Genomic DNA, 19,232 nt, shown 5'->3' with positions numbered 1-19,232 from the left:
CTCTTCTCGTGGAAGGCCGTCAGCGCCAGGCGTCGGCGATGAGGCGGTGGGATTGGACGCGGTCGTCGTGTCGGTGCGTCAGGGTGGTGAGGACGAGTTCGTCGGCACCGGTCAGCGCGGCCAGCGCGCGTAGACGGCCGACGACATGGTCGGGGTCCCCAACGAAACGGGTCACCACACGAGCCGAGTGCCGGGCGGTGAGCTTTACGGAGTCGGCGTCCGACACCGAGGCGGGATCGGGCACCGGCACGGCTCCGCGTCCGCGGGCCACCGCGTCGACCCACGGCAGGAACGAGCGAGCCTGGCGTTCTGCGTCGCCGGTGGTCGGCGCGGCGAGTACGTCGGCCGAGACCGCGAGATACGGCTCGTCGAGAACACCGGGCGTGAATGCCTCACGATAGGCGCGGGCGGTCTCAACCGTCTTGCCGGGCGCGAGGTGGTAATTGGCGGCGAACGGCAGCCCGAGCCGACCGGCGAGCCGTGCGCTGACTCCAGGCGAGTTACCCAGGATCCAGGGCAGCAGATCGGTCCCCGCACCCGGCGTCAGATGCAGCGGTTCGTCGAGCCCTTCGGGGGTGAACGTCCCCGCGATCAGATGCAGGACGCTACGCACCTGCGTCTCGTAGTCCGGCGCGTCGCCGGGCGGTGAGACTACCGCGAGCGCGGTCGCCGTCCGCGGCGAGTCGACCAGTCCGCGCAGGTCGCGCGGTTCCGGGAGGACGACTCCGTCGACCACCGGGTGGTCGACCTTCGCAGGTGTGTCCGGCGTTCCCTGCCTGCGCAGCGCGTCGCGGTACTGCCCGGCGCGGCCTGCGCTGCGCCCGAGCCCGACGTCCACGCGCCCTGGATGGAGTACCGCGAGCGTGCCCCACTCCTCGGCGACGCGCGAGGCGACGCGTTGGCTGAGTTGGACCGCTCCGGCCCCGACCCGAATCGTCGACGTCGCGGCGAGCACGTGTGCCGCGACCACCGCCGGCGCAGACGAGGCGAGCGCCGCGAAGTGGTGTTCGGCCAGCCAGTAGCGCCGGTAGCCGAACTCCTCTGCGCGGCGAGCCAGGTCGACGGTGTCGTCGAGCGCCTCCCGTGCGGTGCCTCCCGCCCGGATCGGGACGAGATCCAAAACTCCGAGTTCGGTCATGCCGGGGCTCCTTCGCCTCGTCCTATCACCAAGTTGGCAGCCCACGCGATCAGCGCGCCGACCAGCAGAAACACTCCCGCATAGAGGAGCCCCCGGTCGGCGTCCGACGACGCATAGAGCGCGGCGGCGACGGCGGCGCCTAGTGCCCCACCGAGGTTGTGGAATGTCCAGGACGCGCCGATGGCGAACCCGGACTCGGCTGCAGGCACCGCGGACAGAGCGGCGAGGGTCGCCGGTGCGAGGATCAACGCCCAGCCCAGTCCGAAGAACACGAAGCCGACGAGGAGCGTGACGAGCGATCCGGTCGACGCGCCGACCAGGACGGCGCCCGCAGTGACCGCCAATGCCGCGAACCCGTACCGCAGCGGCCCTGCGGGGCCGGCCTTGTCGACCCACCTTCCGACGCGGGCCGACGTCACCGCCATCGTCCCGCTCACCAGCAACAATGATCCGCCGATCGCCGGGTCGCTCAGACCGTGTCGGTCGGCCAGGTACGGAGGTAGCACCAACAGCGCCGATGCATAGAACGCGGCCAGAAAGAAGTCCGACAGCAGAGCCGCGCGGAAACGTGGGTGTGCGAACAGGTCGATGCGCAACAGTGGATCGTCGGCCCGCCGTTCGACGGCCGCCAGTGCGATCACGCCGACCGCGGCGATCGCGGCGGCGACGAGGACGGGAGCACTGATCCACCCAATCGTCTCCGGCAGGGACACGAACGCGACCACCGCGGCGACTGTCACCGCCAGGAGCGCCTGGCCCGGCACGTCCAGAGCGGTGGTCGACCTCGGGGCCGGCGACGGGACCGCCGCGACGATCAACGCGATCGCCGCCAGCCCGAACGGGACGTTGATCCAGAAGACCGCTCCCCAGCCGAAAGCGGGCACAAGGAGCCCGCCCAGCACCGGTCCGATCGCCAGCCCGACACCGTTCACCGCATATAGCCACCCCACGGCACGTCCACGCTCTCCCTCCGGGAACAGCTGTTCCACCAGTGTGGACGTGCCCGTGTACAGCACCGCGCACGCCGCACCCTGGACGAACCGCGCGGCGATGAGCCACCCGATGCCAGGCGCTAGCGCGGCGCCGACGGACGCGACGACGAACACTGCGAGCCCGACGAGCAGCACCGAGCGGCGCCCGCGCCGGTCGCCGAGACGCCCGGCGGTCACCATGAACATCGCGAGCGCGGTCAGGAATCCGCTCAGCACGAGCTGACTGGTGCCGATCGTGGTTCCGAGCTCTCGGGTGATCGACGGCAGAGCCGTCGATACGATCGTCAGATCGATGCACCCGAGGAACGACGCCGTCGCCAACCCGATGAATCCTCCGGTACGGCGTCCGACACTCACATCGGCCTGCGCCACACTCATCGCGCCGACCGCCGCTTCTTGAACCGCAACGGCAACCACGCCGCACCGCTCTCGACGAACAGGTCTCGAGTCGCCTGCATCGCGGTCGAGATCTGCTGCGGATACACGACGAAGTCGTACCCTTGCGCGGCCCACAGCGGTTGAATGATCGGGACCTCCTCGAGGAGGTAGGTGCGGCAGCCGGTGCGAACACGTTCCTCGTCGGGGAGGTCGTCACCGCGGCGCGCGACGAACCGATCGATGGTCGTGTCGATCGCAGACGCGTATGCGGCGTCGGACGCGTATGCGGCGCGCACTCGGTCGAGTGCCCGCGGATAGTCCGGGTCGCTGAGTGCGGCGTCCCAGCGCAAAATGTCGACGTCGGCGGTGAGAAGGTCGAGCAACCGGCGGTTGCGGGCCAGCCACTGGTCGCCGCGACGGCGCGAGAAGCGGTACGCGCTACCCGGGTCAGCGTCGAGGTTGTGCCGTTGCAGTGTGTCGGCGACGGCGACGGTGACGCGTCCGAATCCGCTTCGGTTGAGCAGATCGATCGTCGCGCCGAGCTTCTCCCCCTCATGGTAATCGGCTCCCACGCTGACCAGCAGGATCGTCGAGCGGCCCGAGTAGTCGTAGTGCAGCCCTTTGAGATCGAATGCCGCCTTGTGCGACACCGAGCCGACGGGTGCGTCTGCGGTGGCGACGGACATCAGCTCCACACCGCCAGCGGTTGCTCGTCGGCACGGACACCGATGAAGAGTCCGATCGTCACGCGAGGCCGATCGGCGGACGGCGCGACCGCATGGACTCTGCGTGGATCGATGAAAATCGCCTCCCCCACAGTCGGCTTCACCGTCACCGCGGGCTCGCCGACGATGCTCCGGTCGACGCCCCAGGCACGGCCGCCGGACAGCTCGCGGTAGTCGTCTTCGGTGGGGAACGAATCCCAGATCTCGAGTTCGCCGCCGACGTCCGGCACGTCGAGGTACACGTTCACCGACAGCTGCCTGCGGATTCCGAGGCCCCCGTCCGGCAGGTTGCGTTGGACGTTGTCGGTGTGAGGCTCCAGGTCGACGCCCGCCTGCTGGTAGCGGACGACGCCCGCGAAGAACTTGCGACTTTCAGACTCGAGGAGGGTGGCTCCGAACGGCCAGGTCTCGTCGAGCAGGAGCCGAACGCTGTCGGACGGGTACGGGTAAGGCGCAGCGAGCGATCGCAGCGAACGCCGGTGGCCCGCCGCTTCGTCGAAGTACTCGGCCTCCTGCCCAGGACCGGTCTCGGAGAACGCATGTCCGATGCGCCTGAACTGTGGGTCAGTAGCGAGCGGCCCGTGATCGTCCCGTCCGACGAACACCCTGCGCAGCCCGTCGAGGGCGTCGGCTTCGATCAGTCCCGTGATACGCACGGCGTAGACGTCGCCTTTGAGCAACTGAAGCAGATGGTCGGCGGAGAAGTCATCCGCCGCCGTGGTCGCGACGCGCGGATGCTCGTCAGCGGTCCCACCCAGGCCGTCTACCCGGGTATCGAATGTCGTGGTCATCGTGCACCTCCCCTGTCCGGACCGTCGCCGGACTTCGTTCGATCTCGATCGGTCCAGGGGCCCTGGACCGGCACACGTCGATCGATCACGAGCGGGCGAAGAACCGGCAGAGTCGCCCGGTGGCGGGTTCATCGTCTCTGGCATTAGCACCTTGTGGAGGATCCACGGTTGCTGCGGCGTCAAAGAGCCAGTCTCTCGGCCGCTCGTGATGAATGTCTGTGCATTGGAAACCTATGCGCGGCACTGCTTTCCCATCAATGGCCGACACCGCGCTCGCCGGATTCCCGCGCAGGTCGGAGCCTATTAATCGGCGCGCACGTAATCCTGGGTCTTCTCACCGTCGGAACAGAATGCTACGTTCGTGTAGGAACTGGTCCTACACCACCGTAGGAATCTGAGAAGGGCACCATGGAGATCTTCAATCCGACGACGCACACGTTCGACGAGTTCGACACTGCGACGCAGCGCATCCTGCGCAAGACCGTCGACTACTTCGAGGACCTCGGCAAGGCACGGCTGCTTGCCGACACCCGAGACCGGATCTGGTACCAGGACTTCCTCGACTTCAACCGGCGCGAGCGGGTGTTCGCCACTTTCCTGACACCGAAGGCACTCGCCGACGGCGATCGCGACAAGCGGTGGGACACCGCGCGCAACGCCCGGATGAGTCAGATCCTCGGCTTCTACGGCATGCAGTACTGGTACGTATGGCAGGTCACCGTGCTTGGTCTGATGCCGATCTGGCAGAGCACCAATGCGGCCGCGAAGAAGCGTGCGGTGGCCCTCCTGGACGACGGCGACATCTTCGCGTTCGGACTGTCGGAAAAAGAGCACGGCGCGGACGTCTACTCCACCGACATGCTGCTCGAACCCGGCGACGGCGGATTCACCGCGAACGGCGGCAAGTACTACATCGGCAACGGCAACCAGGCGCGGATGGTGTCGGTGTTCGGGCGACGGTCCGACACACCCGTCATCGACTCTGCGGACTCCACCCGCCGGATCTCCGACGACGAGTACGCCGGCTACATGTTCTTCGCCGCCGACTCGCAGCACGCGAACTACCGGCTGCACAAGAACGTCGTCGACTCGCAGATGTACGTCGCGGCGTTCGATCTGCACGACTATCCAGTCGCGTCCGACGACGTGCTCCACACCGGCCGCGCCGCCTTCGACGCGGCGATGAACACGGTGAACGTCGGAAAGTTCAACCTGGGTTTCGGGGCTGTGGGCGCGTGCGAGAACGCGATGTTCGAGGCGTTGACGCACGCCGACAACCGCATCCTCTTCGGTCACCGGGTGACTGAGTTCCCTCAGGTGAAGGCCCTCGTGTCCGACAGTTTCGCGCGCCTGGCCGGGATGAAGCTGTTCAGCGAGCGCGCCGTCGACTACATGCGGTCGGCCAACCGCGACGATCGTCGATACCTGTTGATCAGCGCGATCGAGAAGATGTCGGTGACCCGTGCCGGACAGAAGGTGTACGAGGACATCGCGGACGTGATCGCGGCGCGCGGCTTCGAGAACGACATGATGTTCCCGAACGGCCTCACCTCGATGTTCGGGCTGCCCCGCTTGGAAGGCACCGTCCACGTGAACATGGCGTTGTCGCTGAAGTTCATGCCCGCCTACATGTTCAGTCCGACCGACGTCGGGCTGCTGGCCCTCAAGCATGTTCCGGCCGCCGCACCGTTGACCGGGGTGCTGCGCTGGGCGGGACAGCGGGCGGCGGGCGTGGTGCCGCGGCTGCGCTCCGAGACGGCCAAGGCCACGGTACGTCGCGTCCCGGTACGACGCGACGCCGCCGACGACTCGTTTCTGTTCCACCAGGGGCCGAGCTCGGGACTCGGCGCAATCACGTTCCCCGATTGGCGACCGGCGTTCACCGAGTTCGCGCACATCCCGAACGTCGCGGTCTTCACCGAGCAGGCACTCGCCTTCCAAGCGTTGCTCGCGGCCGCAGAGCCGACAGCCGACCAGCGCAGTGACGTCGACTTCCTGTTCGCGATCGGCGAGCTGTTCACGCTGATCCCGTACGCACAGCTCGTACTGGAACAGTCGCGGATCGAAGGCGCGGACACCGATGTGCTCGACCATCTCTTCGACATCTTTGTCCGCGAGTTCTCCCGGCACGCGGTGACCCTCCACGGGAAGCCGACGGCGACCCCGATGCAGCAGTCGCGGGCGCTCGACCTCGTCCGACGTCCGGTCGCCGACCTCGACCGGGCCGACCGAGTCTTGGAACGGGCGCGCGGCCTCGCGGGCGCCTACACGATGAAGCCCTGACCCATCACATCCTGACCATCGGAGAATCCATGACTACACAGAGTCCGTCACGTCCCGCATTCAGCGACCCGACGATGCCGCTGCGGGAGACCGACTACGGCTTCTTCGGCCCCGACTCCCCCACCTGGAAGGTGTGGACGTCGCCGACCGCGTTGATCGGCTTCCAGCGAGCCGTCACGCTCGAACACTTCGATCCCGATCTGACGGCGTCGGTCGCCGACGTCGGCGGCATCTACAGCGACCCGTACGGGAGGCTGGACCATACGTTTGCGTACTTCCTGATCGCTGCGGTCGGCGACAGCCGGATGGCGGTGACTGCCGCCGACCATCTGATGAAGGTGCATGCGGTGTCCACCGGGATCGAGCCGATCGCCGGGAAACGGTACAGCGCGAACAATCCCGCGTCGCAGCTGTGGATCCATGTGACGGGCTGGCATTCGGTCCTCAAGTGCTACGAGATGTACGGGCCGGGCGCGTTGACGCCGGACGAGGAGCAGCGGTTCTGGGCCGACTGCGTGGTGGCCGCCGAGTTGCAGACATGTCGCCCATCGGACGTGCCGACGTCGCGCGACGAAGTGCACGACTACTTCGAGTCGGTCCGGCCGACTCTGTGCGTATCCGAACGCGCCCGACGCGGCATGCACTACCTGCTGCACACGCCGCTCGACCGCGGGCCGCGGGTGTGGGCGTCGAGCCGTCTCGTCGCACCAGCCGCAATCGCGACGCTGCCGAAGTGGATGCGGACGCTCGGCGGGTTCGACCAGCCTGCCGCCGTCGACGTCGCCTACCGGGCAGCGACGCGGGCCGCGGTGAGCAGCATGTCCCGAAGCCCGGAGTTGATGGACCGGCTCGTGTCGAAGGCGATCGGACCGATGACCGGCAGGCTGTACCGCCAGCATCGCCACGCGGGGACACCGATGTTCGCGCACACGGTGACAGTCGCCGATGCACGCGCGAAGTACCTCGGTGCCCCCGGCGGAGTCGGAACTGCTCCCTACCCCGACGGAGTCGGAGCTTCTCACTGAACCGTAGGGTTGGAGGTTGCTTCGACGAATCGAGCGGGAGGCGGGTGTAGCGGTGGTTTCTCGCACGTCACGGACGCGTGCACCGCACCTCGGTCCGGGCCGCCGCCGTCCGCAGATCTTGGATGCGGCGTTGGAGATCGCCAGCCGCGACGGCATCTCATCGGTGACGATGGCCGCCGTCGCATCGGCTCTCGACGTGACCCGGCCGGTCGTGTACGCCGCCTACCCGAGCCGGTCGGAGATCCTCGGCGCGTTGATCGCGCGGGAGGAGACCTACCTCGGCGAAGCGCTGTCGAGCATTCTCCGCGACCGCCGCGTGAACGCGACCGAATCGGTGTTCGTCGAAGGATTCCAGTCGCTGCTCGAAGCGGTCGACGCGCGGCCGGAGTCGTGGCAGCTCCTGTACGGGAACCCGGATGCGGAGGTCACGGACCTGTTCGGTCGGGGCCGCGCATTCGTGCTCACCCGCTGCTGCGATCTTCTCCGGCCGACGCTCGCCGCGTGGGGGACGCAGGACGCAGACCGAAAGCTGCCCGCACTCGTCGAGTTCTGGGTGTCGTCGGGCGAGGGAGCAGTCCGGACGCTGCTCGCATCACGGGAGGCGGACGACGGCGCGTGGACGCCGTACAACCTCGGCGCGTTCGTCGGCGCGGCGGTGTACCGCGGACTCCGCGGAGCCTGACTACTGTTCGAGCACACGTTCTCGAACGTGTCGTCATTGGAAGGCTATCTCGCGCAGCGTGATCGGCGACGACGTGGTCAAGAGGTGTGATGACTGCTCCGGTATCAATTGGTCAGGTCACAGGCGGTAGCGTCGATCAGTATGGCAATCCTCGAGCGCGTCCAGCAGCCCGTAGCCGTGTATGACCTCGACGGCGTCCTCACGCGCAGGGACACGATGATGTGGTTCATCGGCCGACGCCTGGCTAGGGCTCCGTGGCGTCTCTTCACCGCCATACCGTGGTTGATCCTCATGATGACAGCAGTAGGTAACGAGCGGCGTGCATCTGCAGCGCGCAGAGTCATCGAGACCGCGTTGCGGGGCGTGATCGATCCGGCGTATACGGCGGCCGCGACCACGTTCGGCCGACAGGTGGCTGCAAGTGCGCGGTGGATGCGAACCGGCACCGTGGACCGGATCCGGCAACAGGCCGCCGGCGGCGTCACTATCGTCATTGCCACCGCAACAGAGCGACGTCTGGCCGAGTCGCTGCTCCGCACTGCACAAGTGCCCTACGACGAGCTCTCTGCCTCAATATTCACTGAGTCGTCGGCAGGAATGGCCGTGCGCGATCATCGGATCGGTGCGCGAAAGGTGGACGCGCTTGTGGAGAACGGGGTACCGATCTCGGGCGCCGAGTTCGTCACAGATTCCGTTGTCGATCTCCCGACGGCACGCCAAGCACACACGGTCACACTGATCGGTGCCTCCCGACGTACCCGCGATTCGTACGCCGACGCAGGAATGTGTGCGGGCACCTTCGACGCCTGAGTCGCCGCGACATTGCGCACCGTTGCGGCCTGACCACATGACAAGTTGCACATGCGATGCCTGATTCTTCATGTCCACAGGCTGGTCAGGTCAGGGAAAGAACCACTGGCCCTGACCCTCCCCTGTACTCCGAATCGTACGAACGTATGAAGTCCCGGCTGAGGGACACAGAGTCGCAACGGGCCTCCGCTGCGAGTGGACTGGGAGACTGCGACGCGCACACCGTCTTTGATCAACTACGGCCCGGACTGTACGGATGTGCCCGACCCCGACGCCCTTCGATTCCGAGCTGTCAGGACTGTGCCGGCTAGGATCGCGGACGCGGTCGATGCGATCAGGATCGCGGTTTTACCGTGTTCCAGGGCTGTGATGTCGTCACCAATACTCAGTTCAGCGACCAGCAGCGACACGGTGAACCCGATACCGGCGAGGGTTCCGACGCAAGCGAGATCACCCCACCTCACTGATGGGTCAAGTTCGCTGGTCGTGTAGCGAACCGTCAGCCACGTCGCGACCAAGATGCCGACGGGCTTACCGACGACGAGTCCGAGCAAGACGCCGATCGCGATCGGGTCTGTGAACATGTTCCCCAAACCTGTGAGACCGCCGACCGTCACACCCGCGGACAAGAATGCGAACGCAGGCACCGCGAACCCCGCTGAGATCGGGCGGAACCGATGCTCGAACTCCTCAGCGAGACCGGCCCCGCCTCGTCGAACAGGGACCATGAAACCGAGCGCAACTCCGGCGATCGTGGCGTGGATTCCGGAGGCGTGCACGAGCGCCCAGGCAACCACCCCGAGAGGGAGCAACACCACCCACGCCGCCCAGCGCCGTTCCGAGAACCAGTCCGCCCAGCGGTGCGCAAGCACTGCGAACATTACAATCGGCACGATGGCGACCAACAACGGGATCGGCTTCACCTGTTCGGTGTAAACAACTGCAATGATCGCGATAGCGATCAGGTCATCGACCACAGCGAGCGTCAGCAAGAACAGTCGAAGCGCAGCGGGCAGCCCGCGTCCCACGACGGCGAGCACAGCGACCGCGAACGCGATGTCGGTGGCGGTCGGAATCGCCCAGCCATCGACACCGTCACGACCCCAGTTGACCGCCAGATAGATGGAGGCGGGAACAACCACGCCGCCGACAGCGGCGAACACCGGAACGATCGCGGTGCGTATCGACCGCAGTTGCCCGGCGACGATCTCTCGCTTCAACTCCAGTCCGACGAGGAAGAAGAAGATTGCGAGCAGACCGTCCGACGCCCACTGCCCGACCGTCAAATCGAGATGCCAAGGCGCATAACCGATCTTGGTGTCGCGAAGGCTCTCGTAGGTGTCAGCGAGCGGGGTGTTCGCCATGACGATGGCGACGATCGCAGCGGCGACGAGCAAGAACCCGCCGATCGTCTCGCGGCGAAGTAGCTCAATAACTCGTCGCGTCTCGGCAATGGGACCACGCTGGAAGACGCGGCCGACCACGTGGCTGTCGGTGTGGGGCATCAGGCTCCTCGAATCGGGTACGACGGCACAGACGCCGACCAGACTTCCCGGCACACCAGGTCTCAGCCTACGGGCCGCGAGAAGCGCCATCCAGCCAGTAGCCGGTTGTTTACTGCAGCGGCCCTCTTCCTACCTGACGCACAGTACGTGGACGCCGTACGCTTCGGCGCGTTCGTCGGCGTGGCGGTGTACCGCGGACTCCGCGGAGTCTGACTACTCTGGCCACCATGCGATACGGGATCTGCATCCTCCCCGATATGCCGTGGCGTACGGCCCGCCCGTTGTGGCGACGCGCCGAGGAAATGGGATTTCACCACGCGTGGACATACGACCACCTGGTGTGGGGCGGACTCCCCGATTCCCGGTGGTTCTCTTGTATGCCGACATTGACTGCGGCGGCCGGTGTCACGTCCCGCATCGGCCTCGGCACGTATGTGGCGTCGCCGAACTTCCGTCATCCGGCGGCGTTCGCGCGTGAGGTCCAGACCGTCGCGGACATCTCCGAGCACCGGCTGCTCGTCGGGCTGGGTGTCGGCGGATCGCCGGACTCGGGGCTCCTGGGGCAGCCGGAGTTGTCTGTGCGACGACGCGTCGACCGCTTCCAGGAGTTCGTCGGCGTCCTCGACCGCACTCTGCGCGACGACCACGTCACCGTCGACGGTGACTTCTTCGCCACGCACGAGATGCGTCTGGTTGGCGACGAGGTCCGTTCGCGGGTACCGCTCATCCTCGCGGGCAACGGGCCTCGTTCGGTCCGGTTCGCCGCCCGCAACGGCGACGGCTGGGTGACGACCGGCTCGCCCGCAGACTCGCTCGATGCGTGGTTCGCCAGCGTCGCCGCCAATCGCGACCTGCTCCTCGAGACCGCCGCGGGGCGAAGCCTCGACACGTATCTGTCGCTCGACTTCGCGCCCGTCTCCCCACTCGCCTCGGTCGGCGCGTTCGACGACCTCGTCGGACGCGCTGACGCGACCGGCTTCAGCGACGTGATCGTCCACTGGCCGCGCGCCAGCGATCCCTATCGCGGCGACGTCGCCGTGCTGGAGGACGTGGCGTCACGCTTGAGCGGTCGTCCGGTCCGGTAACTGCGGACCCGACGTACATTGTATAGCGGGTGCAAATCGTTCATTTGCGATACGGCCCGGCGGGGGCCGTGTTCAGGCGTAGACATTCCTGATGTTGTCCTGCTTGTAGTTACCGGAAGGTTCATGGAAGACGACATCTCATTGAGTGAAGACCACAATCTAGTAGTGTCCGAGGACGTCTATCAGGTCCTGGTCGATCGTGACCCGGCGATATCAGGGACTGCAAGCGAACTCGGACCCGACGGATTCGTCCTGAATCGACTTATGCGGGGAATCTGACAGGCCATCATCCGAAGAGTCTGAGCCCCTTGAGCTATTACCGCCTATTCAATTTTGCGGCCGCGGACGTCACGGACGTTCCCAGGGTTGACGCCGGAGGAGAGCCCATCGTGATGTTTGATATCGACGAGAATATGCCAGGCGCCCTGATCGGAAGGTTTGGGGCTTATGCCGTCACACGGGAGTTTGCGGAAGAACTTCGCCAGAGCGGGTTTACCGGATTTAGTTTCGGAGAAGCATCTATCGGCATCTCCGATCTAGTACCTGCCGATAATGCAATCAAGCGGCCCGAGGTTGAACTTATTACCCCAACGGGAGTAGAAATGGTCGACGACCTCGCCCTAGACAGGCGGAAACGACTGGTCGCTTCCGAGAGGATGTTCCGGCTACTTTCAGAGTGGGATAGTTTTGTGTTGGAGGGCTCGACGATGCTGGACCAACCGGGACAGTGACGTTCTACAGACTAGATTACGTCGCAAGTGCTCATGTCGAATGTTCAGGCGACCCGGGGGTCATCGACGGTTCGACAACTGAATTCTACCTCGACTACACGCCCCACCGGGAGGTAATCGGGAGGTACGGAATATACGCCCTCACTGAACCACTTGCAGAATTAGTCGTTGAGCACGGATTCTCTGGTTGCCATTTTGAGGCCGCGGTTTCGTTAGTTTCGAGCCACGCCGATCCCGAGATAGAAATATCCCTTCCCGAATTACGTCGACTCGTAGCAGACGGCGTGTTCATGGAGGACGATTTTGCGGAGAAGGACGGTGATCTAATTGTTTCTCAGAGCGCCTACGACCTGATGGTCGCCCGCGACCCTGAGATTGCGATATACACCCGCCAATTGAGAGAGGATGGGACGCCCATCGTTAGAGCAGGTTGGAGCGTTAGCTGATCTGCATCTGCGAATCCCCGGGCGCCGTCGACCTGCCTTTCGCCGGCGACAAGATGGGCCACGACTCCGCTGAGGCGCTGACGGCTGACGCTTACCCTGTCGGAGGGCAATCGCGCATTGTCGGGCCTGCGCGGGTCGCGGGAACCATCGCGGGCTTACGGTCAAGGGGTAGTCGGCTATGTCGGCGATCAGCGCTTCGAGTGCATTGCTTCCAGACTCTTGCGTGGGGGACGACTTCGTGGCCTCAAGCTCAGTTTGCTGAGCGTGCCTTCACGATGTTGACGGCGAGGTAGGCACCGTAGAGGCCGAGTCCGACGAACCCGATCTTGCGCGTCTGCGGAAGTGCGATGGCAGTGCCGATCGCGGTCTCGAGTCCGCCGTTGATCTTGAGGGCGGTCGCGGCGTCGTCCGGGAACGCCGCCTCGGTGATTCCCCGGAACGCATCAGGCACGACGAAGTGCGCGACACCAGTGGCGGCAAGGCCAACCCCGGCCAGGGTGACGAGGCTGTTCGACTCAGACATGACGTTCTCTCTTTCGATGTCGCCGTCGGCGACGGCGGTTGTGTCATGTCTACCCGAACTTCGGACCGACATCAGGTTTCAACGCGAATCGGCGTGCGCCGCTGCCGATTCCGGAATTGTTCGGATATCTCTCGATCCCGAAGCACCCCGTCGCCGGACGCGGCCATCCGTGATAGACCGGAAGTCGCATTTAGTTAGGCATTCGAATTAATTAGTGGCACGACAACGTGCTCGACAAAGCGAGATCAGGGGGTCTGTACATGTGTGGAATCGTCGGCTGGGTCGGCTTCGACCGGGACATCTCACGACAACGCGAGATCGTCGAGGCCATGACCGACACGATGCGATACCGGGGCCCGGACGATGCGGGGACCTACATCGCCGACCACGTCGGGTTGGGTCATCGCCGTCTCGCCATCATCGACCTGCCACTGGGCCGACAGCCGATGACGCTGTCCACTCCGGCAGGGGAACTCGCCATCGTCTACAGCGGTGAGACCTACAATTTCCGCGAGCTTCGCGCCGAACTCTCGGGGCTCGGCCACCGATTCACGACCGAGAGCGACACCGAGGTCGTCCTGCACGGTTACCTCCAGTGGGGACCTGCCGTCGCCGAACGCTTGAACGGCATGTACGCGTTCGCAGTGTGGGACGCTCGGACCGACCAGCTCGTCATGGTCCGAGATCGCCTCGGCATCAAGCCGTTCTACTACTCGGAGACCGACGACGGCGTCGTGTTCGGCTCCGAACCCAAAGCTCTGCTCGCCAACCCGCTGGTACCCGGCGACGTCGACGCCGACGGTCTCCGCGAGTTGTTCGCGATGACCAAGAAGCCCGGCTGGTCGCTGTGGAAGCGCATCCGCGAGGTGGAGCCGGGGACGATCGTCACCGTCGACCGCCGCGGCTGCTCCACCCGCACCTACTGGCAGCTTCCGACGCACGCACACGACGATGATCTGGACACCACGGTCGATCACGTCCGGGAGCTCATGACCGACATCGTCGAGCGTCAGCTGATCGCCGACGTCCCCCGCTGCGTCCTGCTGTCGGGCGGTCTGGACTCGAGTGCGCTCACCGGCCTCGCCGCAGCGAAGCTGCACGCCGAAGGCGAACGCGTGCACAGCTATTCGGTCGACTTCACCGACCAGGAGGCGAACTTCACCCCCGACGGCATGCGCGATACTCCGGACTCGCCGTTCATCCGCGACGTCGCCGGTCGCGTCGATTCGCTGCACCGCGATGTCGTCCTGGACGCCGCCGAGCTAACCGACCCCGATGTCCGTCGCGCCGTCGTCGCCGCACGCGACATCCCGGCCGGACTCGGCGACATGGACAACTCGCTTCTCCTGCTGTTCAAGGCGATCCGGGAGCAGTCGACGGTCGCCCTGTCGGGCGAGTCCGCCGACGAGGTGTTCGGCGGCTACCGCTGGTTCTTCGACGAGACGTCGCGCAACGCCGAGACCTTCCCGTGGCTGGCCTTCTCTGGCACCCAGATGGACTCCCGCAGCGCCATGCTGACCCCGCATGTCCGCGAGGTGCTGGATCTCGACCGATACATCGCCGACGAATATTCGACGGCGCTCGCCGGAATCCCCGCCGTCGCAGACGAATCAGACGTCGAGCGGCGCATGCGGGTCATCTGCCATCTTCATCTGACCCGATTCGTGCGCATGCTCCTCGATCGCAAGGACCGCACGTCGATGGCCGTGGGCCTTGAGGTGCGCGTCCCGTTCTGCGACCACCGACTCGTCGAATACGTGTACAACACGCCGTGGGCGTTCAAGACGTTCGACGGCCGCGAGAAGAGTCTGCTGCGCGCCGCCACTCGACACGTCCTCCCCCAGTCGGTGATCGACCGCACGAAGAGCCCCTACCCGTCGACGCAGGACCTGGGATACACCGAAGCACTGCAGAAGCAGTTGTCCGAGATCGCCGGGGACGACAGCGACCTGTTCGGCATCGTCGAACGCGACGCTGTGCGCGCCATGTGCCGGGCCGACGCGGCCACCGTCTCCGGGGAGCTGCGCAACCAGATGGATCGAGTGCTCGACCTCTACCACTGGTTCGACATCTACAAGCCGACGGTCGACGTGGCGTGATAGCCCTGATGCGCCTGCGGCGATCGAGGTGAACGGGATGGCCTGCACTGCCCCGAGTTCTACGATCGGTCCATGGCACTTCACCCGAACGTGACAGTCACCCCACGTGGACCCGTGACCATCGTCGGCATCGACCGACCCGAGGTCCGCAACGCCGTGGACCGCCCGACCGCGGAGGCCCTCGCCGCCGCGTTCCGTACGTTCGACGCCGACCCCGACGCGTCAGTTGCCGTGCTCTATGGCGAGAACGGCACCTTCTGTGCCGGCGCGGATCTGAAGGCGATCGCCGACGGATCCGGGAATCGGGTCGCTGAGGACGGCGACGGCCCGATGGGGCCGACCCGGCTGCGGTTAAACAAGCCCGTCGTCGCGGCCCTCTCGGGACATGCCGTGGCAGGTGGCCTCGAACTCGCCCTCTGGGCCGATCTGCGGGTCGCCGAGGAGAGCACGGTGATGGGTGTCTTCTGCCGACGGTGGGGCGTGCCACTGATCGACGGTGGGACCGTGCGGCTGCCCCGCCTCGTCGGCGCCAGCCGCGCGATGGACCTCGTCCTCACCGGTCGGCCGGTGACCGCGGCCGAAGCACTCGACATCGGCTTGGTGAACCGGGTCGTCCCTGACGGTACCGCACTCGACGCCGCGATCGATCTGGCGACCGAGATAGCGCAGTTCCCGCAAGAATGTATGCGGCGGGACCGACTGTCGCTGCTGGAACAGGACGGCCTCTCCGAGGCCGAGGCCCTCGTCAACGAGTACCGGCACGGGCTGACGTCGTTGCAGGCAGACACCGTCGCCGGGGCAACCCGCTTCGCCGACGGCGCCGGGCGACACGGATCGTTCGGCGAGTAGCGCACTGGCAGCGTCACTGCGGGCGCTTGGACCTGCGCAGATCGCGGCCGCACACGACGAGTACGACGACGAGCAGCAGTTCGACGACGTTGGCGAGCCATACGCGGGACAGCGCGATCGACCAGACGGTCGTCGTCTCCCCGGGCTGGGCCGTCCCCGGGAGCCCGGCCTCGCACCGGTCGTCGAGCCAGGCGATCGAGTGCGGCGCGGCCAACGGGTGCAGCAGGATGTGCTCGCTGAGCCGGTCACGGAGAAAGGTGACGTCGGCGCCCTTCTCGCGGTAACGGTCCACCTGGGCGGTCACGTCGTCGACGCTGATCACCGGATCGTTCACGGACTGGGTCACTAGGACCGGCATGGCGGGAGCCCGCCCGCCGAGTCGGATGTCGTCGAGAACCGTCTGCAGTCTGGGGTCGGCGAGGATCTGCGGCATCGTCAGATCGGTGAACTCGGAGATCTCGTGACGCGCGAACGCCCCGATCGCCTGCATCGTCGACATGCCGGCCGCTCGTTCGAGTTCCTGCTTGCCACGGTCGGTCCCGTGCACGTCGATCAACGAACGCACTTCGGGGTAGTTGCGGGTGAGTGCGGCGATCACCAGCACCGGAAGGCCGGCGAAGACCGTTCCGTTGAGCCGACGCAACGTCTCGCCCGGATCGCCCACCGGTGACCCCAAGACGGCGCCGATCACGTTGAGCTCTGGAGCGTATTCGGCCGCCATCTCGGCCGCCCACGACGAGGCGAGACCGCCGCCGGAGTATCCCCACAGTCCGACAGGAATTGCGGAATCGGTGGCGGCTTCATCGTTCAGAATCGCTCGGACACCGTCGAGAATGTGGTAGCCGGGCTCCCGGGCGACTCCCCAATTCCCTTGCAACCCTTCATGGTCGGGAATCGATACCGTCCATCCGCGGCGTACGGCAGCGGCGACGAGAAGATACTCCAGGCGGGGCACCGAAACGACGAAGCGGCTGCCGCGCTGGAACTCGTACGACGGGAACTGAGTGCTGTCGATCGCGTCGATCGCGCACTGGTACGACAGCACATGCGCCGACACTGCGCGGCCTTTGCCGCGGACGACGGTGGTGACGGCGATTGTCGGCTCACCGTTCATCGCCGTCGAGTGATACAGCATCTGCGTCGCGTCGACCGCTTGGGGAACGACGCCGAGGAACCCGATCTCGACGGGTCGCGTCTTGATGATCGCGCCCGGCACGTCGTGCTCGAAATCCGTCGGCAACGCGTAGAACGGATCGTCCGCCGGGATCAACGGTCTCTGACGCTTCGACATGTGAACTCCCCCAGTCAGATACGCGTTGAGCCGCCCAGTAACGAACGCGGCATCGTCGCGCGCGGGCGCTCGTCGAGTGTAGGGCACGCGCCGCGTTGCTCGAGCATCGCTGAACGGAGGACGGACCGGATATCCAGCGAATCTCGACGTCTGTCCATAAATCGGTCAAGAACGCCGGTCGGAGTACTCGGTGTAGGCGCGTCCGTCTCGAGGTAAGCCGTCGATCACGCCGGACCAGCGGTAGCCGGCGATATAGCCCCGTGAAGGGCGGACTTCTCCCATGGCGCGCTGGACTAAACTGACCCGCCTCCGTTCATTCTGACGAACCAACACAGAGGCCATTGACGCTCGCGTAGCCAGTGGCTACGCTGGTTTGAGTTCCGGAATTCTACTGATGGACCACCCATCCACTTACGCTGGCCACACCCCACACCCCACACAACGGACACCGTCTACAAATCGACCTACTCCAGTCAGGTGAACGTGTTCAAGAATCGACAGATAGGAATTGTCATCTGATGAGCCACTTGTTGGACAGGCACACATTGGGTGCCATCTCGCTGAAGAATCGTGTCGTGATGGCACCAATGACACGAGCACGAAACGCAGATTGCGTTGCCGGACCCCACAATGCAACGTATTACGGACAACGCGCGGGGGCGGGATTGATAGTCACCGAAGGCACCCCTGTATCACCCAATGGCCAGGGCTACGCTTTCGTTCCGGGCATATGGTCCGACGAGCAAGTCGCCGGCTGGCGTGGCGTCACCGACCGAGTTCACGAGCAGTCAGGTCGCATCTTCGCGCAGCTGTGGCATGTCGGTCGACTCTCGCACACCTCTCTGCAACCCAACCGGCAGCAGCCAGTGAGCGCCAGCGAAATTCCTGCGGACGGCGCCATGACCTTTGCGTTCGATGACAACGGGACCCTCGGCTTCCTGCCCGTGACCCCGCCGCGGGCGCTGACAGTTGACGAGATCGCGGGCGTGACAGCCGATTTCGCAGACGCCGGTAAGAACGCAGACACAGCAGGGTTCGACGGCGTGGAAATACACGGGGCGAATGGCTATCTTTTTGAGCAGTTCTTCAACCCGAACAGCAATGTGCGCACCGATCATTACGGCGGCTCGATCGAGAATCGGAGTCGGTTCGCGCTCGAGACCGTCGATCAACTCATCGACGCACTCGGCGACTCCACTCGGGTCGGTATCAGATTGTCCCCCTTCAGTCAGACATTCAACATGCAGCCGTACGACGAGGCCGAAGAGACCTACCTCTACCTCGGACAGGAACTCGCGACGCGAAACCTCGCATACGTGCACATCAACGACCAGTTCCCTGATGGCAATCGAATCGTGAGCAAGGATTTCCTTGCAAGGTTCCGCACAGCTTACCCAGGTACGATCATCCTAGCTGGCGGACTCGATCAACAGCTGGCCGAGAACTACGTCGCCGAAGGGCTGATCGACCTGGCAGCATTCGGTCAGCCGTTTATATCGAACCCGGACCTTCCCGAACGTTTCCGCAACGATTGGGCACTCGCAGTCCCGGACAGAGACACTTTCTACGGTGGCGGCCTCGAGGGATACATAGATTACCCCAACTATAATCAAGCCCTCGTTGCACCGGCCGACGCGTAGGCCGAAATGGAGCAGTAACACACCTCAATCAAATCTGCGATATTTAGATTTTGTTGATGAATTTGAGGTACTATCCCCCGTCTGGGCAAGTCATATACCGCACATCATTTCGCCGCCGACGATGCACAGCGAAATTTCCCATTCTGCATTCGCACGTGGTTGCGCACGCCGCACTTGGGGGGGGGGGGGGGGGGGGGGGGGGGGGGGGGGGGGGGGGGGGGGGGGGGGGGGGGGGGGGG

At 65.2% G+C, this 19,232-nt stretch carries 17 protein-coding genes and 1 riboswitch; of the genes, 10 read left to right on the top strand and 7 right to left on the bottom strand.

Features of this window, described 5'->3' with window-relative positions:
- Positions 1-19 precede the first annotated feature (19 nt).
- Genes L5G33_RS01840 through L5G33_RS01825 form a run of 4 tightly spaced genes read right to left on the bottom strand, consistent with a single transcriptional unit; the run spans position 20 to position 4,024 of the window.
- Positions 20-1,138, bottom strand: a complete 1,119-nt coding sequence (locus tag L5G33_RS01840; protein WP_236996428.1) for an LLM class flavin-dependent oxidoreductase — start codon at positions 1,136-1,138, stop codon at positions 20-22.
- Positions 1,135-2,508, bottom strand: a complete 1,374-nt coding sequence (locus tag L5G33_RS01835) for an MFS transporter (RefSeq protein ID WP_236996427.1) — start codon at positions 2,506-2,508, stop codon at positions 1,135-1,137. Before L5G33_RS01835 ends, L5G33_RS01840 begins: the two co-directional genes overlap by 4 nt.
- Entirely contained in the window at positions 2,505-3,194 is a 690-nt protein-coding gene (locus L5G33_RS01830; RefSeq protein ID WP_236996426.1) for a tRNA-dependent cyclodipeptide synthase, read from the bottom strand. Before L5G33_RS01830 ends, L5G33_RS01835 begins: the two co-directional genes overlap by 4 nt.
- Positions 3,194-4,024 (bottom strand): 2OG-Fe(II) oxygenase, encoded by an 831-nt coding sequence (locus L5G33_RS01825; RefSeq protein WP_236996425.1) that lies wholly within the window; start codon positions 4,022-4,024, stop codon positions 3,194-3,196. Before L5G33_RS01825 ends, L5G33_RS01830 begins: the two co-directional genes overlap by 1 nt.
- A gap of 125 nt (positions 4,025-4,149) precedes the next feature.
- Positions 4,150-4,239: riboswitch (SAM riboswitch) on the bottom strand.
- A 193-nt stretch (positions 4,240-4,432) separates the two neighbouring features.
- Here L5G33_RS01825 and L5G33_RS01820 point away from each other — a divergent pair.
- The 4 genes from L5G33_RS01820 (at position 4,433) to L5G33_RS01805 (ending at position 8,824) form a co-directional block, all read left to right on the top strand.
- Entirely contained in the window at positions 4,433-6,307 is a 1,875-nt protein-coding gene (locus L5G33_RS01820; RefSeq protein WP_236996424.1) for an acyl-CoA dehydrogenase family protein, read from the top strand.
- Between the two features lie 29 nt (positions 6,308-6,336).
- Entirely contained in the window at positions 6,337-7,332 is a 996-nt protein-coding gene (locus L5G33_RS01815) for an oxygenase MpaB family protein (protein WP_236996423.1), read from the top strand.
- A gap of 52 nt (positions 7,333-7,384) precedes the next feature.
- Positions 7,385-8,014, top strand: coding sequence for a TetR/AcrR family transcriptional regulator (locus L5G33_RS01810; protein WP_236996422.1), 630 nt, complete (start codon positions 7,385-7,387; stop codon positions 8,012-8,014).
- Between the two features lie 141 nt (positions 8,015-8,155).
- Positions 8,156-8,824 (top strand): HAD family hydrolase, encoded by a 669-nt coding sequence (locus L5G33_RS01805; protein ID WP_236996421.1) that lies wholly within the window; start codon positions 8,156-8,158, stop codon positions 8,822-8,824.
- Between the two features lie 236 nt (positions 8,825-9,060).
- On the opposite strand, the gene nhaA is transcribed toward L5G33_RS01805, so the two are convergent.
- Positions 9,061-10,329: a Na+/H+ antiporter NhaA gene (gene nhaA, locus L5G33_RS01800; protein WP_236996420.1), complete on the bottom strand. Its 1,269-nt coding sequence runs from the start codon at positions 10,327-10,329 to the stop codon at positions 9,061-9,063.
- Between the two features lie 227 nt (positions 10,330-10,556).
- Between nhaA and L5G33_RS01795 the strand changes: the two genes are divergently transcribed.
- The 3 genes from L5G33_RS01795 (at position 10,557) to L5G33_RS01785 (ending at position 12,591) form a co-directional block, all read left to right on the top strand.
- Complete coding sequence (locus tag L5G33_RS01795; RefSeq protein WP_236996419.1) at positions 10,557-11,414, top strand: LLM class flavin-dependent oxidoreductase; 858 nt, start codon at positions 10,557-10,559, stop codon at positions 11,412-11,414.
- A gap of 389 nt (positions 11,415-11,803) precedes the next feature.
- Positions 11,804-12,145 carry a hypothetical protein gene (locus L5G33_RS01790; RefSeq protein ID WP_236996418.1) on the top strand — a complete coding sequence of 114 codons (342 nt, stop codon included), beginning with the start codon at positions 11,804-11,806 and terminating at the stop codon, positions 12,143-12,145.
- Complete coding sequence (locus L5G33_RS01785) at positions 12,142-12,591, top strand: hypothetical protein (RefSeq protein ID WP_236996417.1); 450 nt, start codon at positions 12,142-12,144, stop codon at positions 12,589-12,591. Before L5G33_RS01790 ends, L5G33_RS01785 begins: the two co-directional genes overlap by 4 nt.
- A 250-nt stretch (positions 12,592-12,841) precedes the next feature.
- Here L5G33_RS01785 and L5G33_RS01780 read toward each other — a convergent pair whose 3' ends face one another.
- Positions 12,842-13,114 (bottom strand): DoxX-related protein, encoded by a 273-nt coding sequence (locus L5G33_RS01780; RefSeq protein WP_236996416.1) that lies wholly within the window; start codon positions 13,112-13,114, stop codon positions 12,842-12,844.
- A gap of 260 nt (positions 13,115-13,374) precedes the next feature.
- Between L5G33_RS01780 and asnB the strand changes: the two genes are divergently transcribed.
- A complete protein-coding gene (gene asnB, locus L5G33_RS01775) occupies positions 13,375-15,213 on the top strand; it encodes an asparagine synthase (glutamine-hydrolyzing) (protein WP_236996415.1) in 1,839 nt (612 codons plus the stop codon).
- 72 nt (positions 15,214-15,285) lie between these two features.
- On the top strand, positions 15,286-16,062 hold the full coding sequence (locus L5G33_RS01770) for a crotonase/enoyl-CoA hydratase family protein (protein ID WP_236996414.1): 777 nt from the start codon (positions 15,286-15,288) through the stop codon (positions 16,060-16,062).
- A 13-nt stretch (positions 16,063-16,075) separates the two neighbouring features.
- On the opposite strand, the gene L5G33_RS01765 is transcribed toward L5G33_RS01770, so the two are convergent.
- Positions 16,076-17,353, bottom strand: a complete 1,278-nt coding sequence (locus tag L5G33_RS01765; protein WP_236996413.1) for a lipase family protein — start codon at positions 17,351-17,353, stop codon at positions 16,076-16,078.
- 518 nt (positions 17,354-17,871) lie between these two features.
- Here L5G33_RS01765 and L5G33_RS01760 point away from each other — a divergent pair.
- The gene (locus L5G33_RS01760) at positions 17,872-18,993 is read left to right on the top strand and encodes an alkene reductase (protein WP_236996412.1); all 1,122 of its coding nucleotides are present in this window, start codon (positions 17,872-17,874) and stop codon (positions 18,991-18,993) included.
- The last annotated feature ends 239 nt before the right edge of the window (positions 18,994-19,232 follow it).

It is taken from the genome of Gordonia liuliyuniae (assembly GCF_021738805.1).
In the GTDB taxonomy this organism is placed as follows: Bacteria; Actinomycetota; Actinomycetes; order Mycobacteriales; family Mycobacteriaceae; genus Gordonia; species Gordonia liuliyuniae.
Note: the sequence above shows the minus strand (reverse complement) of the source record. Positions and strands in the feature narration are given on the sequence as shown.

Bases quoted from the DNA above. Each gene is read 5' to 3' on its own strand.
- L5G33_RS01825 (WP_236996425.1), bottom strand. From the start codon at position 4,024: ATGACCACGACATTCGATACCCGGGTAGACGGCCTGGGTGGGACCGCT.
- L5G33_RS01780 (WP_236996416.1), bottom strand. From the start codon at position 13,114: ATGTCTGAGTCGAACAGCCTCGTCACCCTGGCCGGGGTTGGCCTTGCC.
- L5G33_RS01760 (WP_236996412.1), top strand. From the start codon at position 17,872: ATGAGCCACTTGTTGGACAGGCACACATTGGGTGCCATCTCGCTGAAG.
- L5G33_RS01840 (WP_236996428.1), bottom strand. From the start codon at position 1,138: ATGACCGAACTCGGAGTTTTGGATCTCGTCCCGATCCGGGCGGGAGGC.
- L5G33_RS01820 (WP_236996424.1), top strand. From the start codon at position 4,433: ATGGAGATCTTCAATCCGACGACGCACACGTTCGACGAGTTCGACACT.
- L5G33_RS01770 (WP_236996414.1), top strand. From the start codon at position 15,286: ATGGCACTTCACCCGAACGTGACAGTCACCCCACGTGGACCCGTGACC.
- nhaA (WP_236996420.1), bottom strand. From the start codon at position 10,329: ATGCCCCACACCGACAGCCACGTGGTCGGCCGCGTCTTCCAGCGTGGT.
- L5G33_RS01830 (WP_236996426.1), bottom strand. From the start codon at position 3,194: ATGTCCGTCGCCACCGCAGACGCACCCGTCGGCTCGGTGTCGCACAAG.
- L5G33_RS01805 (WP_236996421.1), top strand. From the start codon at position 8,156: ATGGCAATCCTCGAGCGCGTCCAGCAGCCCGTAGCCGTGTATGACCTC.
- L5G33_RS01835 (WP_236996427.1), bottom strand. From the start codon at position 2,508: ATGAGTGTGGCGCAGGCCGATGTGAGTGTCGGACGCCGTACCGGAGGA.
- L5G33_RS01765 (WP_236996413.1), bottom strand. From the start codon at position 17,353: ATGTCGAAGCGTCAGAGACCGTTGATCCCGGCGGACGATCCGTTCTAC.
- L5G33_RS01795 (WP_236996419.1), top strand. From the start codon at position 10,557: ATGCGATACGGGATCTGCATCCTCCCCGATATGCCGTGGCGTACGGCC.
- L5G33_RS01815 (WP_236996423.1), top strand. From the start codon at position 6,337: ATGACTACACAGAGTCCGTCACGTCCCGCATTCAGCGACCCGACGATG.
- asnB (WP_236996415.1), top strand. From the start codon at position 13,375: ATGTGTGGAATCGTCGGCTGGGTCGGCTTCGACCGGGACATCTCACGA.